This window comes from Candidatus Nitrosotalea sp. TS, from assembly GCF_011319465.1.
Taxonomy (GTDB): Archaea; Thermoproteota; Nitrososphaeria; order Nitrososphaerales; family Nitrosopumilaceae; genus Nitrosotalea.
Window position 1 is genome coordinate 89,301 of sequence record NZ_RCMB01000018.1, and the last position, 16,714, is coordinate 106,014.

Below are 16,714 nucleotides of genomic sequence, written 5' to 3' on the forward strand. Positions count from 1 at the left end.
TTCAACTAGGTACCATGCTGGTCTTTGCGCCTATCTTTTTTCGCAAGCCAACTGCAAGAAAGACTGAGACAAGTGACAGCAGTGCCGCAGTCAGAAATATCTGGTCGTATGCTTGTGCAGAAGGAAATGTGGCAGAAATATTTGGTATGGTACCACGGTACATCTGCTGGTACATCCCTGCAACTGAGGGTCCAAGCGAGTTTCCTACAAGCATCAGCAGCACAGACATGCCAAGGGAGACTCCCTCCACCTTTTGCGGCGATGACATGAGAATTATGTTAAAGCATCCAACTATGGCAAATGACAACCCTACTGATATCACTGCAAGCGTTGCAGATATGGCATATTCTGTATAGTGGAATGCAAGTATGCCAAAAAACCCGACTGTACATATTATTGTGCCAAGCGCTGCCAGGTTGAGGTTTCCAATTCTTGCAAGGAAAAATCCTCCAGCGGCTGAGACCACAAGTGATACAATCATGAACGGCAGCTGGACCTCTGCCACTGCAATTACGTCTCCTCCAAAGCCTAACGGCTCTGGGCTGCGTACCAGTATTGGAATGGTCTGGTATACCATGAAAGTCGAGATTCCAACTATTATCATTATAACATTTGACGGCAGGAGAATCTTGTCTGACAAAATCTTGAGATCAATTAATGGGTGTGGTGTTTGTTTTTCCAAGCTGCAAAAATTACCAGCGATACGGCAGAGCCTGCAAAAAATCCCAATGGCTCTAGGTTTCCTGATATGATATCCTGGAGAAAAGATATTCCCATCAGGAACATGACTACGGTACCTGACAGTGCTATTGTTCCCTTGACATCTATTCCTGTACGCATCTTCCTGCTCTGTTTTCTTTACATTGATGAATTTTTTCATTATGAAAGCAAGTGCTATTGCAATTGGAAACACCGAGAAAAATGTTGCATGCCAGCCATAGTCTGAGATTATTTTTGCGCCTGCGATTAAGTCCAATTACAGAGCCGCCAAAAAATGTTGATGTAAATATTCCCTGGGCTGTTCCAAGCTTTTGGACTGGAAAGATATCTCGCACTATGCCAAATGCAATTGGGAACATCGATATCCCAACGCCTTGGGCAATTCTTGCGCCAAGCAGAAAGGGCAGCGAGTTTGCAAATCCTCCTGCCAGGATTCCTGCTGAATATATCATCATCACAATTAGAAGTATTTTTTTTCTGCCATAGATGTCTGAGAGCTTGCCTGCAATTGGCGTCATTACTGCGCCTGATATGAGATATGAGGAGAGGATCCAAGATGATGTGTTGTATGATATGCCAAAATCTTTGATAAAATCAGGAATAGCTGGTAAGACCATTGTTTCGCCATACATTGTGGCAAGTGCCAGTCCGCAGATGATGGCAAGTGCAAGCCAGGCAGAAGATGGGACTTTATTCTCTGTGTTTTTGTCTGGCTCTTGATTATCCTCTTTCATTTTTGTTTCTCATTTGGTACGGTATAAACAGCTTTTCTATTCTTTTTGATTAATATTTCTTGTAAATTTTTCCCCTATGGTCAGTTTCTACAACAAAGATTATCATCCTGCTTTGCTGCAAGTCCAATATCACTCTGTAATTTCCCACACGCAGCCTAAAAAATGGCGAATTGGTCAATCTTGTCACTGCTCTAAATGGGTCTTCAACACAGGCTGACACTGAATCATAAATCTTCTGGGCATTTTTCTTGTCTATTCTTTCTAATTGTTTAATGGATTTCTCAGACCAGATAACTTCCCAAGTCATCTACTTTAATCCTAATTTCCTTTTCACCTGATCTGATGTATATACGCGCCCTGCCTTGATGTCTGCAATGCCTTCCTCGATATTTTTGATTACCTCATCGCTTAGTACATCATCTTGCTGGGTAATTTTTAGTAGTCGAGCAATGACGGTCTCGTAGGTTTCTCCAGGGTGGTTCATTTGTTTTCTGAGATCATTTTTGAGCTTTTTAGAAAGCTTGATCGTGCTTTGTTCCATGGTATACTACAGTATATCATGGTATATTACAGTATAAAAATGGATCTCCATTCAAATTAAGAGTTTATGCAAAAAATGCAATGGCTTGTCTGTTTCATTTTTTGCAGGCATGAGACGAAATAAGGGTTAGCAGGAGCTGATTTATCTTTCTCGGAGAAATTCTGCGTGTTCCTTTTTAGTCACTTTAACGTAGTATATGTAGGCAGACGGGAAGATCTCCTGTGCGGACTTGCGTCCAACACCATGTGAACCTGTTTGCCTTGGGTTTCGGTCTCTTGATGAATATCAAACCTGATCCTTATCTAGATCAATTTTGTAGAAATCGATCACGATTACCATAGACAGGGACGATTCTGGAACAAGCCAAGTAAAGGCGTTTGTTACCGACTTTGCAGGCGCCATGGGTTACTGTGAATTTCAGATACCGTTTTTCATTGAAGGTGTAAAGGTGGAGACTGCCCAGATGGCAGTTGGTACAGAATTCCATGAGCATGCAGAGAAGATGGAGCGTGAGATTGCTGTTGTAGTACCATTGACAAAGACCGAGCTTGAGGACAAGAAGGCTGATCTTAATTTCATTCGGGAGGACATACAGACTTCATTTATTTTGGAATTCGAGTTGATGCACGGTAAAGCAAGACTGGAACTGCTTGGAAGAGCTGATAAGGTGATGCGCCAAAAAGAGACCCTAATAATTTCTGATGACAAGCACACGTACAATCCTTCCCGTCATGATTTCATGAAGAAGCCTTACGATAACCAGTTGCTCCAGGTGCTAGCCTACCTTCATTCAATGTACTATCTTGGGGATTCGGTTGGCTGGGCTGAGATTCCGCATGAGAAAAAGGCGTACCAAGTAAACATCATAGACAGCAAGACTGGGTCAGTTTACAAAACGTATGAAAATGTTGTAGGCAGTAAAGATGCTGAATTGCTTTTTGGCAATGCCTTGAGGTTTACACAAAAGTGTTTGCAGTGGGATGAATTGGTGCATCATAACAGCAAGGCAAGGTGCAAGTCATGCGGATATTTTGATGATTGTTCCAAGGCGCTAAGATAGAATCAACTTGTACTAATAATGAGATCAGCGTTATAGTTTGATTAGATAATAGAATTCTAGCAATATGAAGAACCATATTACTTAAAAATTAATAAACTTCCATGTAGCAATGGGACAAGAATTTGGCGATGAAGATGATTTTTGCCATTATGAAGATGAAGAATTAGCATGGGAGAATTATCCTTCATTTAATGAAATAATGTCAGATCAAAATTCTACTTTGTTAATTGCATTAAGCTACCGTGACGACGCTGAAAAAGCAGTATATGTGATGAAAAAATGGACAGAAAACCATTTTCCTAATTCAGTATTAATTAAAGATAAGTATGAAAATAAATTTCTAAAAATAATAACAGATAAGTAAATTTCATTTCAGATTTTAATTTCATTTCAAAAAATAATTTACAAAAATATATCATAAAATTTTTTTAATTGAAAAATTAAACAACAACCAATTCTTTTGTAAACTTGTGCATTACATCAGGCTTTGCACCAACAATCAACGAATCCTCGATTCGCACGCCAAATTTTCCTGGCAGATAAATTCCAGGCTCTACTGTTATTGCCATATTCTTTGACAATATGGCCTTGCTTGATGGCCCAAGATTTGGAAGCTCATGCACCTCAAGGCCAATTCCATGACCTGTAGAATGAATGAAATATTTTCCATATCCTTTTTTTGATATGATTTTTCGGCATGCATCATCAACTGACTTGCAGGAAACACCGGGTCGCACGGCCCTAAGACCGGCTTCTTGCGATGTTTTTACAATACCATATACTTTCTTTGCCTCTGCAGATATCCTGCCAAGACCAAATGTTCTGGTTGCATCAGAGACATACCCCTTGTGGCGTAACGTAAGGTCTGCCACAATCATGTCTCCGTCCTGGAATTTGCGCTCTGTCACCTGTGCATGTGGCAGTGCACTGTTTGGCCCACCTGCAATAATTAACGGCTGTAACGTAGACTTGTATCCTGTTGCAAATGCACCGCGCTCCATCGCATACGACATCAAAATGCTCTGGAGCTCCATCTCTGACATGCCTATCTTGATCTCGTCCACGCAGAGCTCATACATCCCGTCAAGTATCGACGAACATTTTTTCAGGATATCAATCTCGCTAGAATCCTTCACCTGGCGTGCCTGGTAAAAAGGCTCAGTCGACGACTTTACCCTTGGAAGGCTCTTTTTGAGCGATAATACCATGTCATAGTTGTTGGTATCAGTGCAGATCTTCCTATTTTTTACAGCATCAATCAAAGTAGAGATAGACCCACGGCCGCGCTCTGACTTTACCACCCTGCAGTTTACCGACTCTTCCTTTGCACGACCCACCTCAAGCTCTGGTGCAATGATAGTAGCACCGCTCTTGTCTAGTATCCCTATGGCTTCTCCCCAAAAACCAGTCATGTAATAGAGATTCTCAGGTTCAAAGGCAACAAGTGCATCACATTCTAGTTTATTGCAAAATTTTAAGAGATTCTTTCTGCGGCTCTGCATCGTTCCAGATCTGGTGCAATCTCCATTTATGTTTGGTGGAAAAGACAGTACCTTTAGATAATGGAAGTCAGAGTTTTGGTTTTGTGGAAGACAAGAAAAAAGTTGTTGCGTTGTTATCAGGCGGACTGGACAGCAGGCTAGCTGTAAAAATGATGCAAAACCAGGGCTTTGATGTTACAGCTGTTGCAATAAAGACTCCGTTTTGTGATTTTGATTGTGGAAGAGGATGCGGTTTTGAAATTCGGGGAACTGCCGACATGCTGGGAGTCGATCTAAAAACAGTATATCTTGGAGACGAATACATCGAGATGCTAAAGCACCCAAAGCACGGATTTGGTTCCGGAATGAATCCATGCATTGACTGTCGTGCAATGATGTTCAAAGCTGGAAAACAAGTGATGGACGATATCGGTGCAGAGTTTATCATTTCAGGCGAAGTACTGGGACAGCGACCAATGTCACAGCATGGCCCGGCATTGCGAACAATAGAAAAAGAATCAGGACTTGAAGGAAAAATTGTAAGGCCGCTCTCTGGTGCACTATTGCCAAAGACAGAACCATGAAGAGAGGGGAATCATAAAAGAGAGAAATCTTGGCATGATTCGCGGACGAACAAGAAAGGAACAGTTGAAGATGGCAGAAGAATTTGGTTTTGTTGATCCGCCAAATGCAGGAGGAGGCTGTCTGCTTACCGATCCAAGATTTGCAATCAGAGCAAAAGATCTTTTCCGACATAAAGAAACCCCGACTACAAATGATATTGATCTACTAAAGATTGGAAGACATTTCCGATTTGATGATACCACAAAATTAATTGTTGGAAGAAACAAGGACGAAAATGAGATGCTAAAGGCACTTGCGTTACCAGGGGACACACTGTTTGAGACAAAAGATCACATGGGACCAATCTCGCTTTTGCGCGGAGACGATTCCCAAAATAATCTAAAGGTATCATCAGACATTACATTCCGATATTCTGATGCACCAAAGGGCTCTACAGGTACCATGATGATACAAAAAAATGACACCCACTCTGAAATTCCAGCAGGTGCCATATCAGAGCAAGACTATCTCAAATTCATGATCTAGTCAAATCAACCTAGTCTGTGAATTGCAATTGACTGCAAAGACTTTTTGAGGGAGGTAGATCCATACCAATTAGATGCAGACACACAAGACCCCGACCTATCTCAAGGCAATTACGCTTCGAGACTCAAGCGACATCCATACTGTAAAGGAGGATATCAAAAAGGGCATGATCTTGGTTCTGCGTGTTACCCCGCTTGCACAAAAAAATGTAGACGAGCTAAGAAAAGTGGTGGAAGAAATTTACAGTATTGCAAAGACGCAGGATGCAGACATTGCAAGGCTTGGAGAGGAAAGAATTATTGTCACACCATCTGGCGTCAAGATCTGGAAAGCAGAATACGATCTAAAATAATCAGTTACAACATTGCCATTAAATCGGCTTTATGGCTTGTAAATATATGAAAATTGTTTAGAAATTAGTCATCAGTAGCAAGATCATCTAAAAGTTTAGAGTATTTCTCGATAAGCTCATCTGTGATTTTCTTATCTTTTGGGCTCATAATGGTTTGATTCTTTTTGAAATATAAAAAGACATCTGTTTCATAATGTTTTGGTTTAAGGTTTTGGTTTAAGGTTTTGTGTTGTTTCTTGATCTCACTTAACATACCTCTTAACTCCAAATTCTCGTCGTCCGGATCAATCTGTAATTCATATCCGTTATCATACAGAAATTTACTTGCAGCGATAATTCCAGTTCTTCTATTACCATCAAAGAATGTTTGAGCCCATGGAATAACAGCCATTACACAAGCTGCTTTTTCAATCAAATCATCTTTTCTATTCCCAGAATTACCCACACTGTTTACTTTCGGAATTACAAGCTCAATATTTTTAGTAGTCTCAATGTATACCTTGACTTTCTTTATTTTTTCATGTCTTTTGAGAATTTTCTTATTTATATCAATTAAATATTGATTATCAAGATTCATTATTATCTCATTGTTTGATGCCATACAATATTTCCCTTAGGCCCTTCCTTGTCTAATAGCTCGCTTAAGTTCATACTCGTCTCCTGCGATCATGATTACAGGGGTCTTTGAAATTTCTTTTATCAGAGGTATCTCCTTTTCCACCTTTTCCAAGAACTCCTTTTCGGTCCACAGTATGAAATTTATTTCACGCCCTATTCTCTTTTCTGTTTTTAAAATAGATCGCAGGGCATCATCCTCATTTACATCTCCTATTATGAGCATGTCTACATCGCTTGTCGATGTTTCAGAGCCTTTTGCAAATGAGCCAAAAATAAAGGCAAATTTGATCTTTTGTGTATCAAGGTCTTTCATTATGGCCTGTCCTATGCTTTCAGTTTTTAGGAAAATCCTTTTGAGATCTTCAGCTATGGGAGATTTTGTCCGTATCTTGTAGAGCATCATGTTTCCTTTTTTCTGCTGTCAAGAAGACCTAGCGATTCCAGATTTTTGAGTTCTTTTTGTACGTATATTGGAGTGGCATTTACAATTCTTGCCAGTCCACGTATGTGATACTCATTTCCCGGGTTGAGCAAAAACTCTTCAAGTATGTTTACTCGTGTAGTTGAGGTGAAAAGCCTCTCTAACATGTATATAAAACATATACAATTGTATATAAATAGTTTACATCCTCGCATCAGGAAATTGCTAGCTCATTTCAAGTCCTTTGTAGAAAAATCAGTTCTTGTCTTCTTTTTTGGTACCATGATTCTTTGAAATATTCTCGCTGATAAGATGCGATATCCGCGGAGGATCTTTTCCGATGTGAAATGATCTTGCATGCTCTTCTATTGCCATATCTGATTTTGTGATTCGTTCATGCTGGCGCAAGTGTTCAGTCCAGGATTCTGAGGTAAACATCATGACATAGCGGCTTGGATTTTCAACGTCATGGTACAGTTCCCAATTGATTGCACCATCTCGCAGCATCATGGAACGCACATCACTCATTGCAGATTCAAATTCCTGTGAGCGTGCTGGATCTATGAAATATTCCATCTCTACCAATACAGATCCCTCCGCGTGGTCATCAATGTCAATCATTGTTTGAGGCATGATCCAATGCATCGATGGTGTAAGATCCACATCTGAGAGCGGCTTTAGCTTGTAGCGAGTTGATGTGACAAGGCCAATTACCATTCCAATTGATGCGGCAAGCAATGCAGTTTGAATTCCCCAGATCTCTGCAACAATTCCCCATACTATACTTCCAAATGCCACCCCTCCCCAGTACATCATCTGGTGAACCGAGACCACACGTGTTTTTACCCATGATGATACGGAATTGTACGCAACAAAGTTCAGACTCGATGTCATGACAATCAATGCAGTGCCGACTGCAAATACTCCAACAAATAATGTAATGATTCCATGCAGGAGAGATATGGCAGCCATTGCAGCAGCATACAAAATTGTTGCACTTGCCACGCGCTTTTCCATTGACATTTTTATCCGTGGAACTATAACCAGACCGCTTACCAGTCCTCCTATACCAAACGCGCCAACCAGAATTCCAAAAAGAACAGAGTTGGAGCCTGCCTCGTTGCGGGCAAGCAACGGCAAGAGCGATACCAATGCGCTGCCGCAAATTGTCAATGCAAAGTCTCGTACCAAGAGTGCGCGCACGTGCAATGAATGGCGCATGTACTGCAGTCCTGCACGAATTGCCCCAATTACCTGCTCAGGAGGAAGAAGATTGCGCTCAGACGGCCTGCGCCACTTGTGTAAAAAGACAATGATCCCAACATAGGAGAGCGCATTTAGCATAAACACGGCTCCGGGTCCCGCTGCTGCAACCACCAGCCCGCCAATAAGGGGACCGATTGCAAGCCCTATGTAAATTGCCACGCTAAACAGAGTCAGTGCGGCAAGGGCTTTTTTCTTTGGCACAATCTCAGTCTGGATTACGATATTTACAGGAAGGCTCATTGCATTTCCCATGCCAAGCAATAAGGTAAACACAAGAAGAATTGATGATGTTGTAAAGCCTCCAAAGGTGAGAAGCGTCAATATTGCAGCTACTGCAAGCGAGAAATATTGCGTGGCAAGGAATAGCTTGCGCCTGTCAACTATATCTGCAAGGGCTCCAGCCGGAAGTGCAAGCAGAAATATCGACAGGCTTGTCATCACTTGTAAAAGCGATACGACAAAAGGGGAGATGGCAAGCGATGTCATAAGCCAGCCAGAACCGACAGTCTGCATGGCAGCACCAATGTCTGATGCAAACATTGTGACCCATAGAAATCGGTACAGGGTGTTTTTCAGGGGGCTGTCTGACGCAGCATTTGTACTGCCGCTCACACGGTACCACGCATAGACAGTATCTTGTCAATCAAATGTATAAATTGGCTGATTCCAGTTTTTTTCATTTCAATCATATCCCATTGGAAAATAGTCACCTTGTTTTTTCCAAAAATTATCTTCATTTAAAAAAATCGAAAACGAGTTTTTTAAATTCAGAGTCTGACAGTTCTTTTCTTTTTTGTGCAAGCATGGCTGCATCATCGCCTACAGTATATCTCATACTGGGATTTGGTGCGGTAATTGCACCCAATATTACTTCGGCAACCTTGGCAGACGGTGTACCAGTCTTTATAATTGAGCTCATGGCGCTTTGTAATTTCTGCATGTTTTCATAATAAGGCGAGCTTGGGTTTTGGTTTTGAGCCACAACCATGCCGGTATCAAAATTGGTTTTGATTACGCCGGGCTCTATCAAGACAACCTTGATTCCAAACGGTTCCAGCTCATACGCAATTGATTCGCTGAGTCCTTCGACTGCAAATTTTGTGCCGATGTATGGCGATAATAACGGCATTGCCATTTTTCCTCCTATGGAACTAATGTTTACAATGATACCATTTTTTTGCTCCCTCATTGTAAACAGGACTGCCTGGGTTACTCTTATCAGACCAAAGACGTTTGTTTCATACTGTTCTTTTATCTCACTCATTGACAGATCCTCAAGAGGTCCTGCAAGACCATAGCCTGCGTTGTTTACCAGTACGTCAATCCTTCCTGCATCTGATTTGATAGTTTTGATGGCGTCATTTACAGATTTTTCATTCGTGACATCAAGCTTTACTGTGTGCAGTGAAAGTTTTTCTTTTTTTGCTACATCCAAAATGGCTTTTGCTTTTTCCAGATTCCTCATGGTTGCATATGTACGAAAACCATTTCTTGCAAGTACAAGTGCAGTCTCATATCCTATTCCACCTGAGCTGCCAGTAACAATTGCAACTTTTTGACTAGCCAAGATTATCTTCCTCTTGTTTGTTTGAGCTTGTTTGAACTATCATTTGTATAGTTACTATATGATAGTAATTATATAAACAGGTAAGTGAAGCATTAGAAATCAAGTTAACTTGTAGTAAGCTGGATTGATCGTGCGATGAAAATCCACTAGAACTTGCAGATGAGATACCATAGGACCCGGTCATCATGTCATTCTTAGACCTGCATCTCCCAAATTCATTTGCACTGTCCATTGTATCATTTATGATGTTCCTAATTTTTTGCCAGATATTCCAGAGTGGTTTTTAGAGTGGCAATTTCAGTCGGATTTCCTGATAATTTTTCAAGCAACTTCCAATCTATTTGTTTTAATCTCTGAACGGCTAAAATTCTCAAGTCAGGATAATCTTGAGACGGCCTATTTGCCCTGAATTTTGCCAAAACAAGGGCTTCCAGTCCCATCGCATTGACAACATGCCCATTTTTATCAACCTCAAAATCTTTGGAAGTTTCAACTATTGTTTTTATTGGAATTCCATTCAATGGCCTGTCTGAATAAATGTCAATTTTGTAGTATCTGGACGTGTATGTTTTTCTCTGCCGTTTTCTGTTATGAACCTATAATTCTTGTCTAAGAGTTTCTCTCGCGTTATCGGCTTCATTATTGCAAAATCCAAATCCTGCGATTCCCTAGTATTCTTGGTGTGCAAGAATACTGCTACTGCTCCTACAAACGTTACAGGCCCCAGATCTTGGGTAATTTCTAGCGCTTCACGTATAAGCGGGTGCAACTTCTTGTGACCTTTCTGACGGCATGTCTCCTTGTACTTTAGCTACAACTTCTACTGGAAAACGTCCTTTGACAGCAATTTGTTCTGGATAAAGCAATTGAAGCGCTACTGCATCCAATACGCTTCTGCCCCCATTTGCAATGCAGTCAAGATATATTCTCTCAATTTCATTTTCAAAGGATCCAATTTTTGGCAACAAGACAACATGTCCGCGATCTCCCTCACTGAATCCACTGTCCTTTAGAAGTTTAGCATTAGACTCAACATCATCAACATACACATAAAGATCATTTGGGAACTGAAACTTGGTCAAAGACCATGTCTGGAAATCTAGCGTTACTAGTGATGACTCGAGTTTATGAGCAAGTGCAAAATTAATGTCTGCCCTGTTGTATGACCTACCAAATCTTCGTGCCTGTTTTAATGCTAGTAAAGATGGTAGCATTTTTTCAATTACGTCAAGCGGTTGCGATACCACCTCTTTTTTTATTGAGAATTGGCCGCGATGAAAAGTTGCAAGACCAAACTGCACTAGAGATTGAATTCTTCGATATGCAGTCTTTTCAGAGCCAGCCGTTTTGACTCCGTGTTGCTTTATTCTATAGACAGGTCTAGGGTCAAGTCCTTGGGCAAATAACAGGCCTGGGGCCACCTTTTCAATAAGGTTATTTTCGTTCATCATATTGTATAACAATATCTTGATTTATTTATATTGATCGGTCAGATCTGACTTGACCACTATATATTATCAAATAGTATCCACCCCCTAAAATTCTGGTCACTGTATACCATGATTCTCTTCAACTGAAGTCATTGAGAGAGACAGATATATCATAAATTGAGTTTTTGGAATATTTTGAGATGACTAGAAGATAACGGTATTATGGTTGCCCAATAACTTGACGGTATGATCTGAAATGATTCTATAACAGCCTGATGCCTTCTTGCACTTGCGGACATGTGGTCGCAATTCTGAACATCCTGTGAATTGAGCTTGCAAGGTTTTCGCATTTTCGTCGCTCACCGTGGTTTACTATGACTCGTCTAAGCTTGGGTCTTAGCTTGTGGACATAGGACATCAATTGGTTATAGTCACTGTGTCCTGAAAACCCGTCTAGTTTTTCAGTGGAACAGTTTATGTTGATTACCTCAATTTTTCCATCCTTTCCAACAACTGATACCTGCCTTGAGCCGTCAAGCACACGCCTTCCCATGGTGCCGTTTACCTGGTATGATACAAACAAGATCTTGTTCTTCTGCGACGGTGCAACATGTTTGAAATATTCAAGCACAGGTCCGCCTTCTAGCATTCCAGATGTTGCCATGATAATGCAGGGTCCCTCGCGGAGTGCCTCTTCTCGTGCATCAGAGTGTTCAATGTTTGTGAAATATTCAGAGTCAAACGGATTCTCTTCTGTGCTCAAGATCTTTTCCCGCAAGTCTCGCGCCAGATATTCAGGATATGATTCATGAATTGCAGTTGCCTCGGAAATCATTCCTTCTGTAAATACAGGCGCCTCTGTTAGATGCCCTGCCTTCATGTATTGGTCAATTACCATCATCAGCTCCTGTGCACGGCCTACTGCAGGAATTGGAATCAGCACCTTGCCGCCGTTTCGCAGTGTCTCGTTTACCGACCTGATAAACGTGCCTTCGACTTCTTCCCTTGTTGACTGGATGTCTTCTTTTGCGCCATATGTGCTCTCTATCAATAGCGTCTCAACTCTTGGGAAATTCCATGATGCGCTATCAAAGAGCATGGATTTTCCATACTTTAGATCACCAGTGTAGACAAAGTTGTGGTTGCCGTTTCCTATATGGAAATGACATGACGCAGAACCAAGTATGTGTCCTGCATTTGAAAATACGAGTTTAATGTCAGGCGATATATCGGTGACAGTGCCATATGCCAGAGATATTGTCTGCTTCATTACCTGCTTGACGTCTCGCTCTGAATAGAGCGGAATCCTGCCTTGTGCAGCTGCCACCTTTATGGCATCAAGCTGGATTAGGTTCATCATGGGTAACGTTGGCTCGGTGCAGTAGATCGGACCCTTGTAGCCATATTTGAAAAGGACGGGCAAAAATCCGGTATGGTCAAGGTGGGCATGGCTGATGACAACAGCATCAAGCTCGTCTAGTGTAATGTTTGCCCAGTCAAGCCGCGGATAAGCTTCCAGCGGATTTTTGGTGCCAGGGTTGATGCCACAGTCTATCAGTATCTTGCTTTCATGTGTTGTAAGCAGCATGCAGGATCTTCCCACCTGGCTGAATCCGCCAAGTGTCATAAGTGAGACTTCGGCGTCTTCTGAGAGTTTTGGCCGAAATATCTGCTCTCCTATCTGCTGCAGGTGCTTGCTTCTCTCAGTTGATGATATCTTGAGGTTATAGTTTATTGTCTGGATGGTCTGGGACTGGATGGTAGTTGCCTTGCGAATTCTAACGCGCCAGCCGGTCTTGGATACCAAGTCTGCAAATTAAAAGACTGTATTATTGAGAAGCCATGGGTGCTTTACCTCTACTGTTAGTTCCCCTATTGCAGTGTCAAAGAACGTGCCGCGAAGATCAATCTCCTTTTGGAAGCATCTGGACCAGAATCTCTCTTGCCTCCTCCTCGGTCTTTCGAATGGTTTTTTCTGTCCTTACAACAATTCTTTTTTTGATTACATTTACCATGTTGGAGATTACTTCGTTGTGCTCCATCAGGTAGCGCGGGTTTCTTGTATAGATTGCAATTCTTGGGCCTTCATACTCTATCTTGGTAACTTCGGCCTCCTTTGGAATACTTTGCAGTATCGTTCCCATGATATTGGGTAATGGAGGTACTTCGCGTTGTTGCTTGTTTCTTTGCATTAAATCACTTAGAGCGTAATGATGGCTTTTTTCTGGTCTTTTGTTAAGAGCCTGTATCCTTCTTTGTCAATGATTGCGACATTGATTCCGTCGCCTGTTCCAATGTTTCTTGTTATCGCACCCTTTACAGCTCGGAGGGCAATTGTTTTTCCTTCCTCTACTGAAAGTCCGTCGCGATATTCGCTTTCAAGCAAGCCATATGCTACTGGAGAACCGCTTCCTGTTGTAACATATTTTTTCAGTTCAAGAGAGCCAAACATGTCAATGTTGTACAATGCTGGCCCTAGTTTGTCATATCCGCCAACCAAAATGTCGGCGATAAATGGATAGTATCTATTTTGGAAGAATATTAGCGAGGCAAGCCTTGCAATTGATTTTATTGGAAGATATTCTCCCTTGTCTACTCGATGAAGATTGCAATGATATCTTAGCATGTCAGTTACATTTTGTGCATCTGCAACTCCACCGGCTATTGTCATGCCTGCATGATGATCTATTTTTTGAATCTTCATGGTATTGTTGTTTGCTATGAAATAGCCAGCGCTTGCCCTCATATCCGCGCATAACACTACACCGTCGGTGCAGGTTATTCCTACCGTAGTTGTTCCATGATATGTGTGCTGTTCAATATAGTCTGACAATAACATTCTACCTAACTAGAGATATTTTGGATAGGATTTCACCGTTTAATAAACTTTGGATCGTGATGAATATCGACAAATAGTAAGACTTGAAGAAAAGTTCATGCCTTCCTATGTCATGGAATTGCCAAGGCAGATAACAAAAAACAAATACAATAATCTTGGCTTGATCTCAAAGCTGTTTGAAAAATTCTTCTTTTGTAATTTTTGCCTGCTCCAGAATAGATTTGAGTGTTGGTTCCTTGATAGGATCATGCCTTGGAACCGTTACATATCTGCCGTCGTTATGGCTTAGTTGAATATGACTGCCTTTCTGCCTTGTGATTTGAAAACCAGAACGTGATAGTACTTTTACCACGTCACGCCAGTTATGGTTTCTGAGACTCAATTTGGAATTTCAATTACCATCTTCTTGTACTTTTTTGCATCTTCTTCTAAAGACTCTAGAACAAGCTCGATGGCCTCTGTCATATTTTTCTTTAATTCCTTGATTGTCTCGCCCTCGCTTATGGCTCCGGGTAGCTCAAGACATTGACCAGAATAACCGCCTTCCGGGGCCTTTTGAATTCGTATGGTAAACTTGCGTTTTTCTGCCATGTATCATCTAGGTATCATGTTATATTTCTAGTTGTTTGCCGTTTGAGATTGATCTTTTGTTGTCTCTACATAACTTTCTGACACTCTACAGATAAATAACGAGATTTGAAGAAAAGTTCATGCCTTCCCATGTCATGGAATTGCCAAGGCAGATAGTTGTAGGCGAAAAAAACATCGGAGATATTGGAAGTTTTCTGCAAGGGCTGGCAAATCCAAGAAAAGTTTCTTTTGTTTCAGGCGATCAGGTAAGAAAAATAACTTTTGAAAAAGTATCAAGGTCACTTTCCAAATCAAAGATAAAAAATGTCTGGCATCTTTGCACAAGCAACGATGTAGAATCAACAAGCAAGACCCTGCTTGAGATAAAAAAGGACAAGAGCGATCTCATTGTGGGAATTGGCGGAGGCAGGTCTGTTGATATTGCAAAGATGGTTGCATTCAAGCTCAAAAAGCCATTTGTCAGCGTCCCAACGTCTGCGTCACACGACGGAATTGCAAGCCCGTTTGTCTCCCTGCGAGGCGACAGGCCGTACTCTATTGTTGCTACTGCACCACTTGGTGTCTTTGTGGATATCGAGATACTAAAAAGGGCGCCGCACAGGCTTATTGCAAGCGGCTGTGGCGACCTCATGGCAAAGGTGACAGCTGTTCGAGACTGGGAGCTTGCACGAGATAAAGTTGGAGAATACTTTGGCACCTATGCCGCAAATCTTGCATCGATGAGCGCAAAAATTGTAATTGACAACTCTAAAAATTTCAAGAAAAAACCAGATGTTAGGATGATTGTGGAGGCCCTGATTAGCTCAGGCGTTGCAGCATGCATTGCCGGTTCCAGCAGGCCGTGCTCTGGTGCAGAGCACTTGTTTTCACATGCAGTAGATTATCTCAAGCCTGGCACAGGACTGCATGGCGAAAAATGTGGAATTGGCGCCATATTGATTGCAAAGATTCAGGGCCAGGACTGGAAGAAAATAATCCAGATGCTAAAAAATGTCGGAGCCCCCACAACTGCAAAAGAGATAGGACTTTCATCAAATGTTTTGGCAGAGGCGCTCTCCATTGCCCAGTCACTAAGACCCGAAAGATATACCATACTAAGCGAGATAAAAATGACTGCGCAAAAAGCTATTTCTCTTGCAAAAAGTACCGGCGTTCTCTAGGCTGCTTTTGGTTGTGCAGGTGCTGCCTCAGCCTTTTTCTCTGCTGGCTTTTCCTGCGGCTTTGCCTTGGTGTACGATTCCACAAAGTTGATCTTGTCAAGTGTTGATACAAACTTGAACACCTCGTTTGCTATTGCCCGTTTTACCACCTGGATGCCTTCCATCATCAATACCTCGTCTGGTATGGCAATGTCAAGCTGCGTTCCCTTTATCTCAAATTTTAGTTTAGAGTCATCAAGTGGGAATCTCCTTCTGAGCAGCCCCATGATTTTATCCTGATCAGTGTCAAGTGATTTTAATACGTTAACATCGTACAAAATTGTTTTTCCTGCAAACCTGTGATTGAAATCAACTTGGACTCGCCCTGAGCCAATGAATCGAATAATTCCAGTCCTGTCGTCAAGTTCAATTGCATCGCCGACAGATACTTTTTCTGCATCATCGCCCAGTTTTCGCAATGGAATCATTCTCACTTTAGCTGGGTCTCGCGTTCCAAATCCCTTCTCTGGCGGCACCTCTACTGTGAGCTTGTCGCCTGCACTTGCAGCCAGCAATGCATCGTCTAGTCCCTTGAGCACCCAAGCCTCTCCCACCGAGACTAGTCTTGGTTGATACTTTACATTTGCATCAAAGACATTGCCAGATTTTGCGTCAGCCTCTCTTGTAGTTTCAAAGACTTCGTTTGTGTCTTTGACTTTAGCAGTATAGTCTGCCAGAATCAAGGTACCTTTTTGGAAAGCCAACGTCAACGATCCTTTCTGTTCCTTATATTAATCTAAAGATGACTTTTTTGTCTGTTAGCGATTTTTGTATCATCATTTTTC

25 protein-coding genes are annotated in these 16,714 nt (G+C 41.7%); 6 read left to right on the plus strand and 19 right to left on the minus strand.

All coding sequences use genetic code 11. From position 1 onward, the window contains the following. Position 1 precedes the first annotated feature (1 nt). The 4 genes from DYY67_RS08710 to DYY67_RS08720 are packed head-to-tail and all read right to left on the minus strand — an operon-like array spanning position 2 to position 1,995. Entirely contained in the window at positions 2-913 is a 912-nt protein-coding gene (locus tag DYY67_RS08710) for an MFS transporter (protein ID WP_320416031.1), read from the minus strand. Beyond that, positions 825-1,454: an MFS transporter gene (locus DYY67_RS11710; protein WP_320416032.1), complete on the minus strand. Its 630-nt coding sequence runs from the start codon at positions 1,452-1,454 to the stop codon at positions 825-827. Before DYY67_RS11710 ends, DYY67_RS08710 begins: the two co-directional genes overlap by 89 nt. Before the next feature lie 49 nt (positions 1,455-1,503). Continuing rightward, complete coding sequence (locus tag DYY67_RS08715; RefSeq protein WP_166392502.1) at positions 1,504-1,761, minus strand: type II toxin-antitoxin system RelE family toxin; 258 nt, start codon at positions 1,759-1,761, stop codon at positions 1,504-1,506. Continuing rightward, on the minus strand, positions 1,762-1,995 hold the full coding sequence (locus tag DYY67_RS08720) for a hypothetical protein (protein WP_166392503.1): 234 nt from the start codon (positions 1,993-1,995) through the stop codon (positions 1,762-1,764). A 400-nt stretch (positions 1,996-2,395) separates the two neighbouring features. Between DYY67_RS08720 and DYY67_RS08725 the strand changes: the two genes are divergently transcribed. Both DYY67_RS08725 and DYY67_RS08730 read left to right on the plus strand, forming a co-directional pair. Further along, positions 2,396-3,055, plus strand: a complete 660-nt coding sequence (locus tag DYY67_RS08725; protein WP_166392504.1) for a PD-(D/E)XK nuclease family protein — start codon at positions 2,396-2,398, stop codon at positions 3,053-3,055. A 109-nt stretch (positions 3,056-3,164) separates the two neighbouring features. Further along, positions 3,165-3,419, plus strand: a complete 255-nt coding sequence (locus DYY67_RS08730) for a hypothetical protein (RefSeq protein ID WP_166392505.1) — start codon at positions 3,165-3,167, stop codon at positions 3,417-3,419. A 76-nt stretch (positions 3,420-3,495) separates the two neighbouring features. On the opposite strand, the gene DYY67_RS08735 is transcribed toward DYY67_RS08730, so the two are convergent. Continuing rightward, complete coding sequence (locus DYY67_RS08735) at positions 3,496-4,557, minus strand: M24 family metallopeptidase (RefSeq protein ID WP_166392506.1); 1,062 nt, start codon at positions 4,555-4,557, stop codon at positions 3,496-3,498. Positions 4,558-4,592: 35 nt separating this feature from the next. On the opposite strand from DYY67_RS08735, the gene DYY67_RS11110 reads away from it, so the two are divergent. The 3 genes from DYY67_RS11110 to sepF all read left to right on the plus strand — a co-directional run bounded on the left by DYY67_RS11110 (position 4,593) and on the right by sepF (position 5,998). Beyond that, complete coding sequence (locus DYY67_RS11110) at positions 4,593-5,120, plus strand: hypothetical protein (protein WP_320416033.1); 528 nt, start codon at positions 4,593-4,595, stop codon at positions 5,118-5,120. Beyond that, the gene (locus tag DYY67_RS11115; RefSeq protein ID WP_320416034.1) at positions 5,092-5,646 is read left to right on the plus strand and encodes a hypothetical protein; all 555 of its coding nucleotides are present in this window, start codon (positions 5,092-5,094) and stop codon (positions 5,644-5,646) included. The genes DYY67_RS11110 and DYY67_RS11115 overlap by 29 nt, the downstream gene beginning before the upstream one ends. A gap of 73 nt (positions 5,647-5,719) precedes the next feature. Further along, on the plus strand, positions 5,720-5,998 hold the full coding sequence (sepF, locus tag DYY67_RS08745) for a cell division protein SepF (protein WP_166392507.1): 279 nt from the start codon (positions 5,720-5,722) through the stop codon (positions 5,996-5,998). Between the two features lie 64 nt (positions 5,999-6,062). Here the strand turns inward: sepF and DYY67_RS08750 are convergent, their stop codons facing one another. From DYY67_RS08750 to DYY67_RS08805, 13 genes are all read right to left on the minus strand, one after another. After that, positions 6,063-6,599: a Fic family protein gene (locus DYY67_RS08750; RefSeq protein ID WP_166392508.1), complete on the minus strand. Its 537-nt coding sequence runs from the start codon at positions 6,597-6,599 to the stop codon at positions 6,063-6,065. A 12-nt stretch (positions 6,600-6,611) separates the two neighbouring features. Beyond that, on the minus strand, positions 6,612-7,019 hold the full coding sequence (locus DYY67_RS08755) for a nucleotidyltransferase domain-containing protein (protein WP_166392509.1): 408 nt from the start codon (positions 7,017-7,019) through the stop codon (positions 6,612-6,614). After that, on the minus strand, positions 7,016-7,204 hold the full coding sequence (locus DYY67_RS08760; RefSeq protein ID WP_166392510.1) for a hypothetical protein: 189 nt from the start codon (positions 7,202-7,204) through the stop codon (positions 7,016-7,018). Before DYY67_RS08760 ends, DYY67_RS08755 begins: the two co-directional genes overlap by 4 nt. Positions 7,205-7,292: 88 nt before the next feature. Further along, on the minus strand, positions 7,293-8,915 hold the full coding sequence (locus DYY67_RS08765; RefSeq protein ID WP_166392511.1) for an MFS transporter: 1,623 nt from the start codon (positions 8,913-8,915) through the stop codon (positions 7,293-7,295). Between the two features lie 121 nt (positions 8,916-9,036). Beyond that, positions 9,037-9,870, minus strand: a complete 834-nt coding sequence (locus DYY67_RS08770; protein ID WP_166392512.1) for an SDR family oxidoreductase — start codon at positions 9,868-9,870, stop codon at positions 9,037-9,039. A 251-nt stretch (positions 9,871-10,121) separates the two neighbouring features. Continuing rightward, positions 10,122-10,391: a hypothetical protein gene (locus DYY67_RS08775; RefSeq protein ID WP_166392513.1), complete on the minus strand. Its 270-nt coding sequence runs from the start codon at positions 10,389-10,391 to the stop codon at positions 10,122-10,124. Then, on the minus strand, positions 10,388-10,639 hold the full coding sequence (locus DYY67_RS08780; protein ID WP_166392514.1) for a hypothetical protein: 252 nt from the start codon (positions 10,637-10,639) through the stop codon (positions 10,388-10,390). Before DYY67_RS08780 ends, DYY67_RS08775 begins: the two co-directional genes overlap by 4 nt. Then, positions 10,620-11,321: a hypothetical protein gene (locus DYY67_RS08785; protein WP_166392515.1), complete on the minus strand. Its 702-nt coding sequence runs from the start codon at positions 11,319-11,321 to the stop codon at positions 10,620-10,622. The genes DYY67_RS08780 and DYY67_RS08785 overlap by 20 nt, the downstream gene beginning before the upstream one ends. A gap of 241 nt (positions 11,322-11,562) precedes the next feature. Next, positions 11,563-13,107: a beta-CASP ribonuclease aCPSF1 gene (locus DYY67_RS08790; RefSeq protein WP_255493073.1), complete on the minus strand. Its 1,545-nt coding sequence runs from the start codon at positions 13,105-13,107 to the stop codon at positions 11,563-11,565. Positions 13,108-13,204: 97 nt separating this feature from the next. Further along, positions 13,205-13,492, minus strand: coding sequence for a hypothetical protein (locus DYY67_RS11120; protein ID WP_255493074.1), 288 nt, complete (start codon positions 13,490-13,492; stop codon positions 13,205-13,207). Positions 13,493-13,500: 8 nt separating this feature from the next. Continuing rightward, a complete protein-coding gene (locus tag DYY67_RS08795; protein WP_166392516.1) occupies positions 13,501-14,133 on the minus strand; it encodes a proteasome subunit beta in 633 nt (210 codons plus the stop codon). Between the two features lie 172 nt (positions 14,134-14,305). Continuing rightward, on the minus strand, positions 14,306-14,491 hold the full coding sequence (locus DYY67_RS08800) for a type II toxin-antitoxin system HicA family toxin (RefSeq protein ID WP_320416035.1): 186 nt from the start codon (positions 14,489-14,491) through the stop codon (positions 14,306-14,308). Positions 14,492-14,517: 26 nt separating this feature from the next. After that, positions 14,518-14,730, minus strand: a complete 213-nt coding sequence (locus DYY67_RS08805; protein ID WP_166392518.1) for a type II toxin-antitoxin system HicB family antitoxin — start codon at positions 14,728-14,730, stop codon at positions 14,518-14,520. Positions 14,731-14,825: 95 nt separating this feature from the next. Between DYY67_RS08805 and DYY67_RS08810 the strand changes: the two genes are divergently transcribed. Beyond that, the gene (locus DYY67_RS08810; protein WP_320416038.1) at positions 14,826-15,890 is read left to right on the plus strand and encodes a sn-glycerol-1-phosphate dehydrogenase; all 1,065 of its coding nucleotides are present in this window, start codon (positions 14,826-14,828) and stop codon (positions 15,888-15,890) included. Here DYY67_RS08810 and DYY67_RS08815 read toward each other — a convergent pair. Then, entirely contained in the window at positions 15,887-16,633 is a 747-nt protein-coding gene (locus DYY67_RS08815) for a peptidylprolyl isomerase (RefSeq protein WP_166392520.1), read from the minus strand. The genes DYY67_RS08810 and DYY67_RS08815 overlap by 4 nt on opposite strands. Between the last annotated feature and the right edge of the window lie 81 nt (positions 16,634-16,714).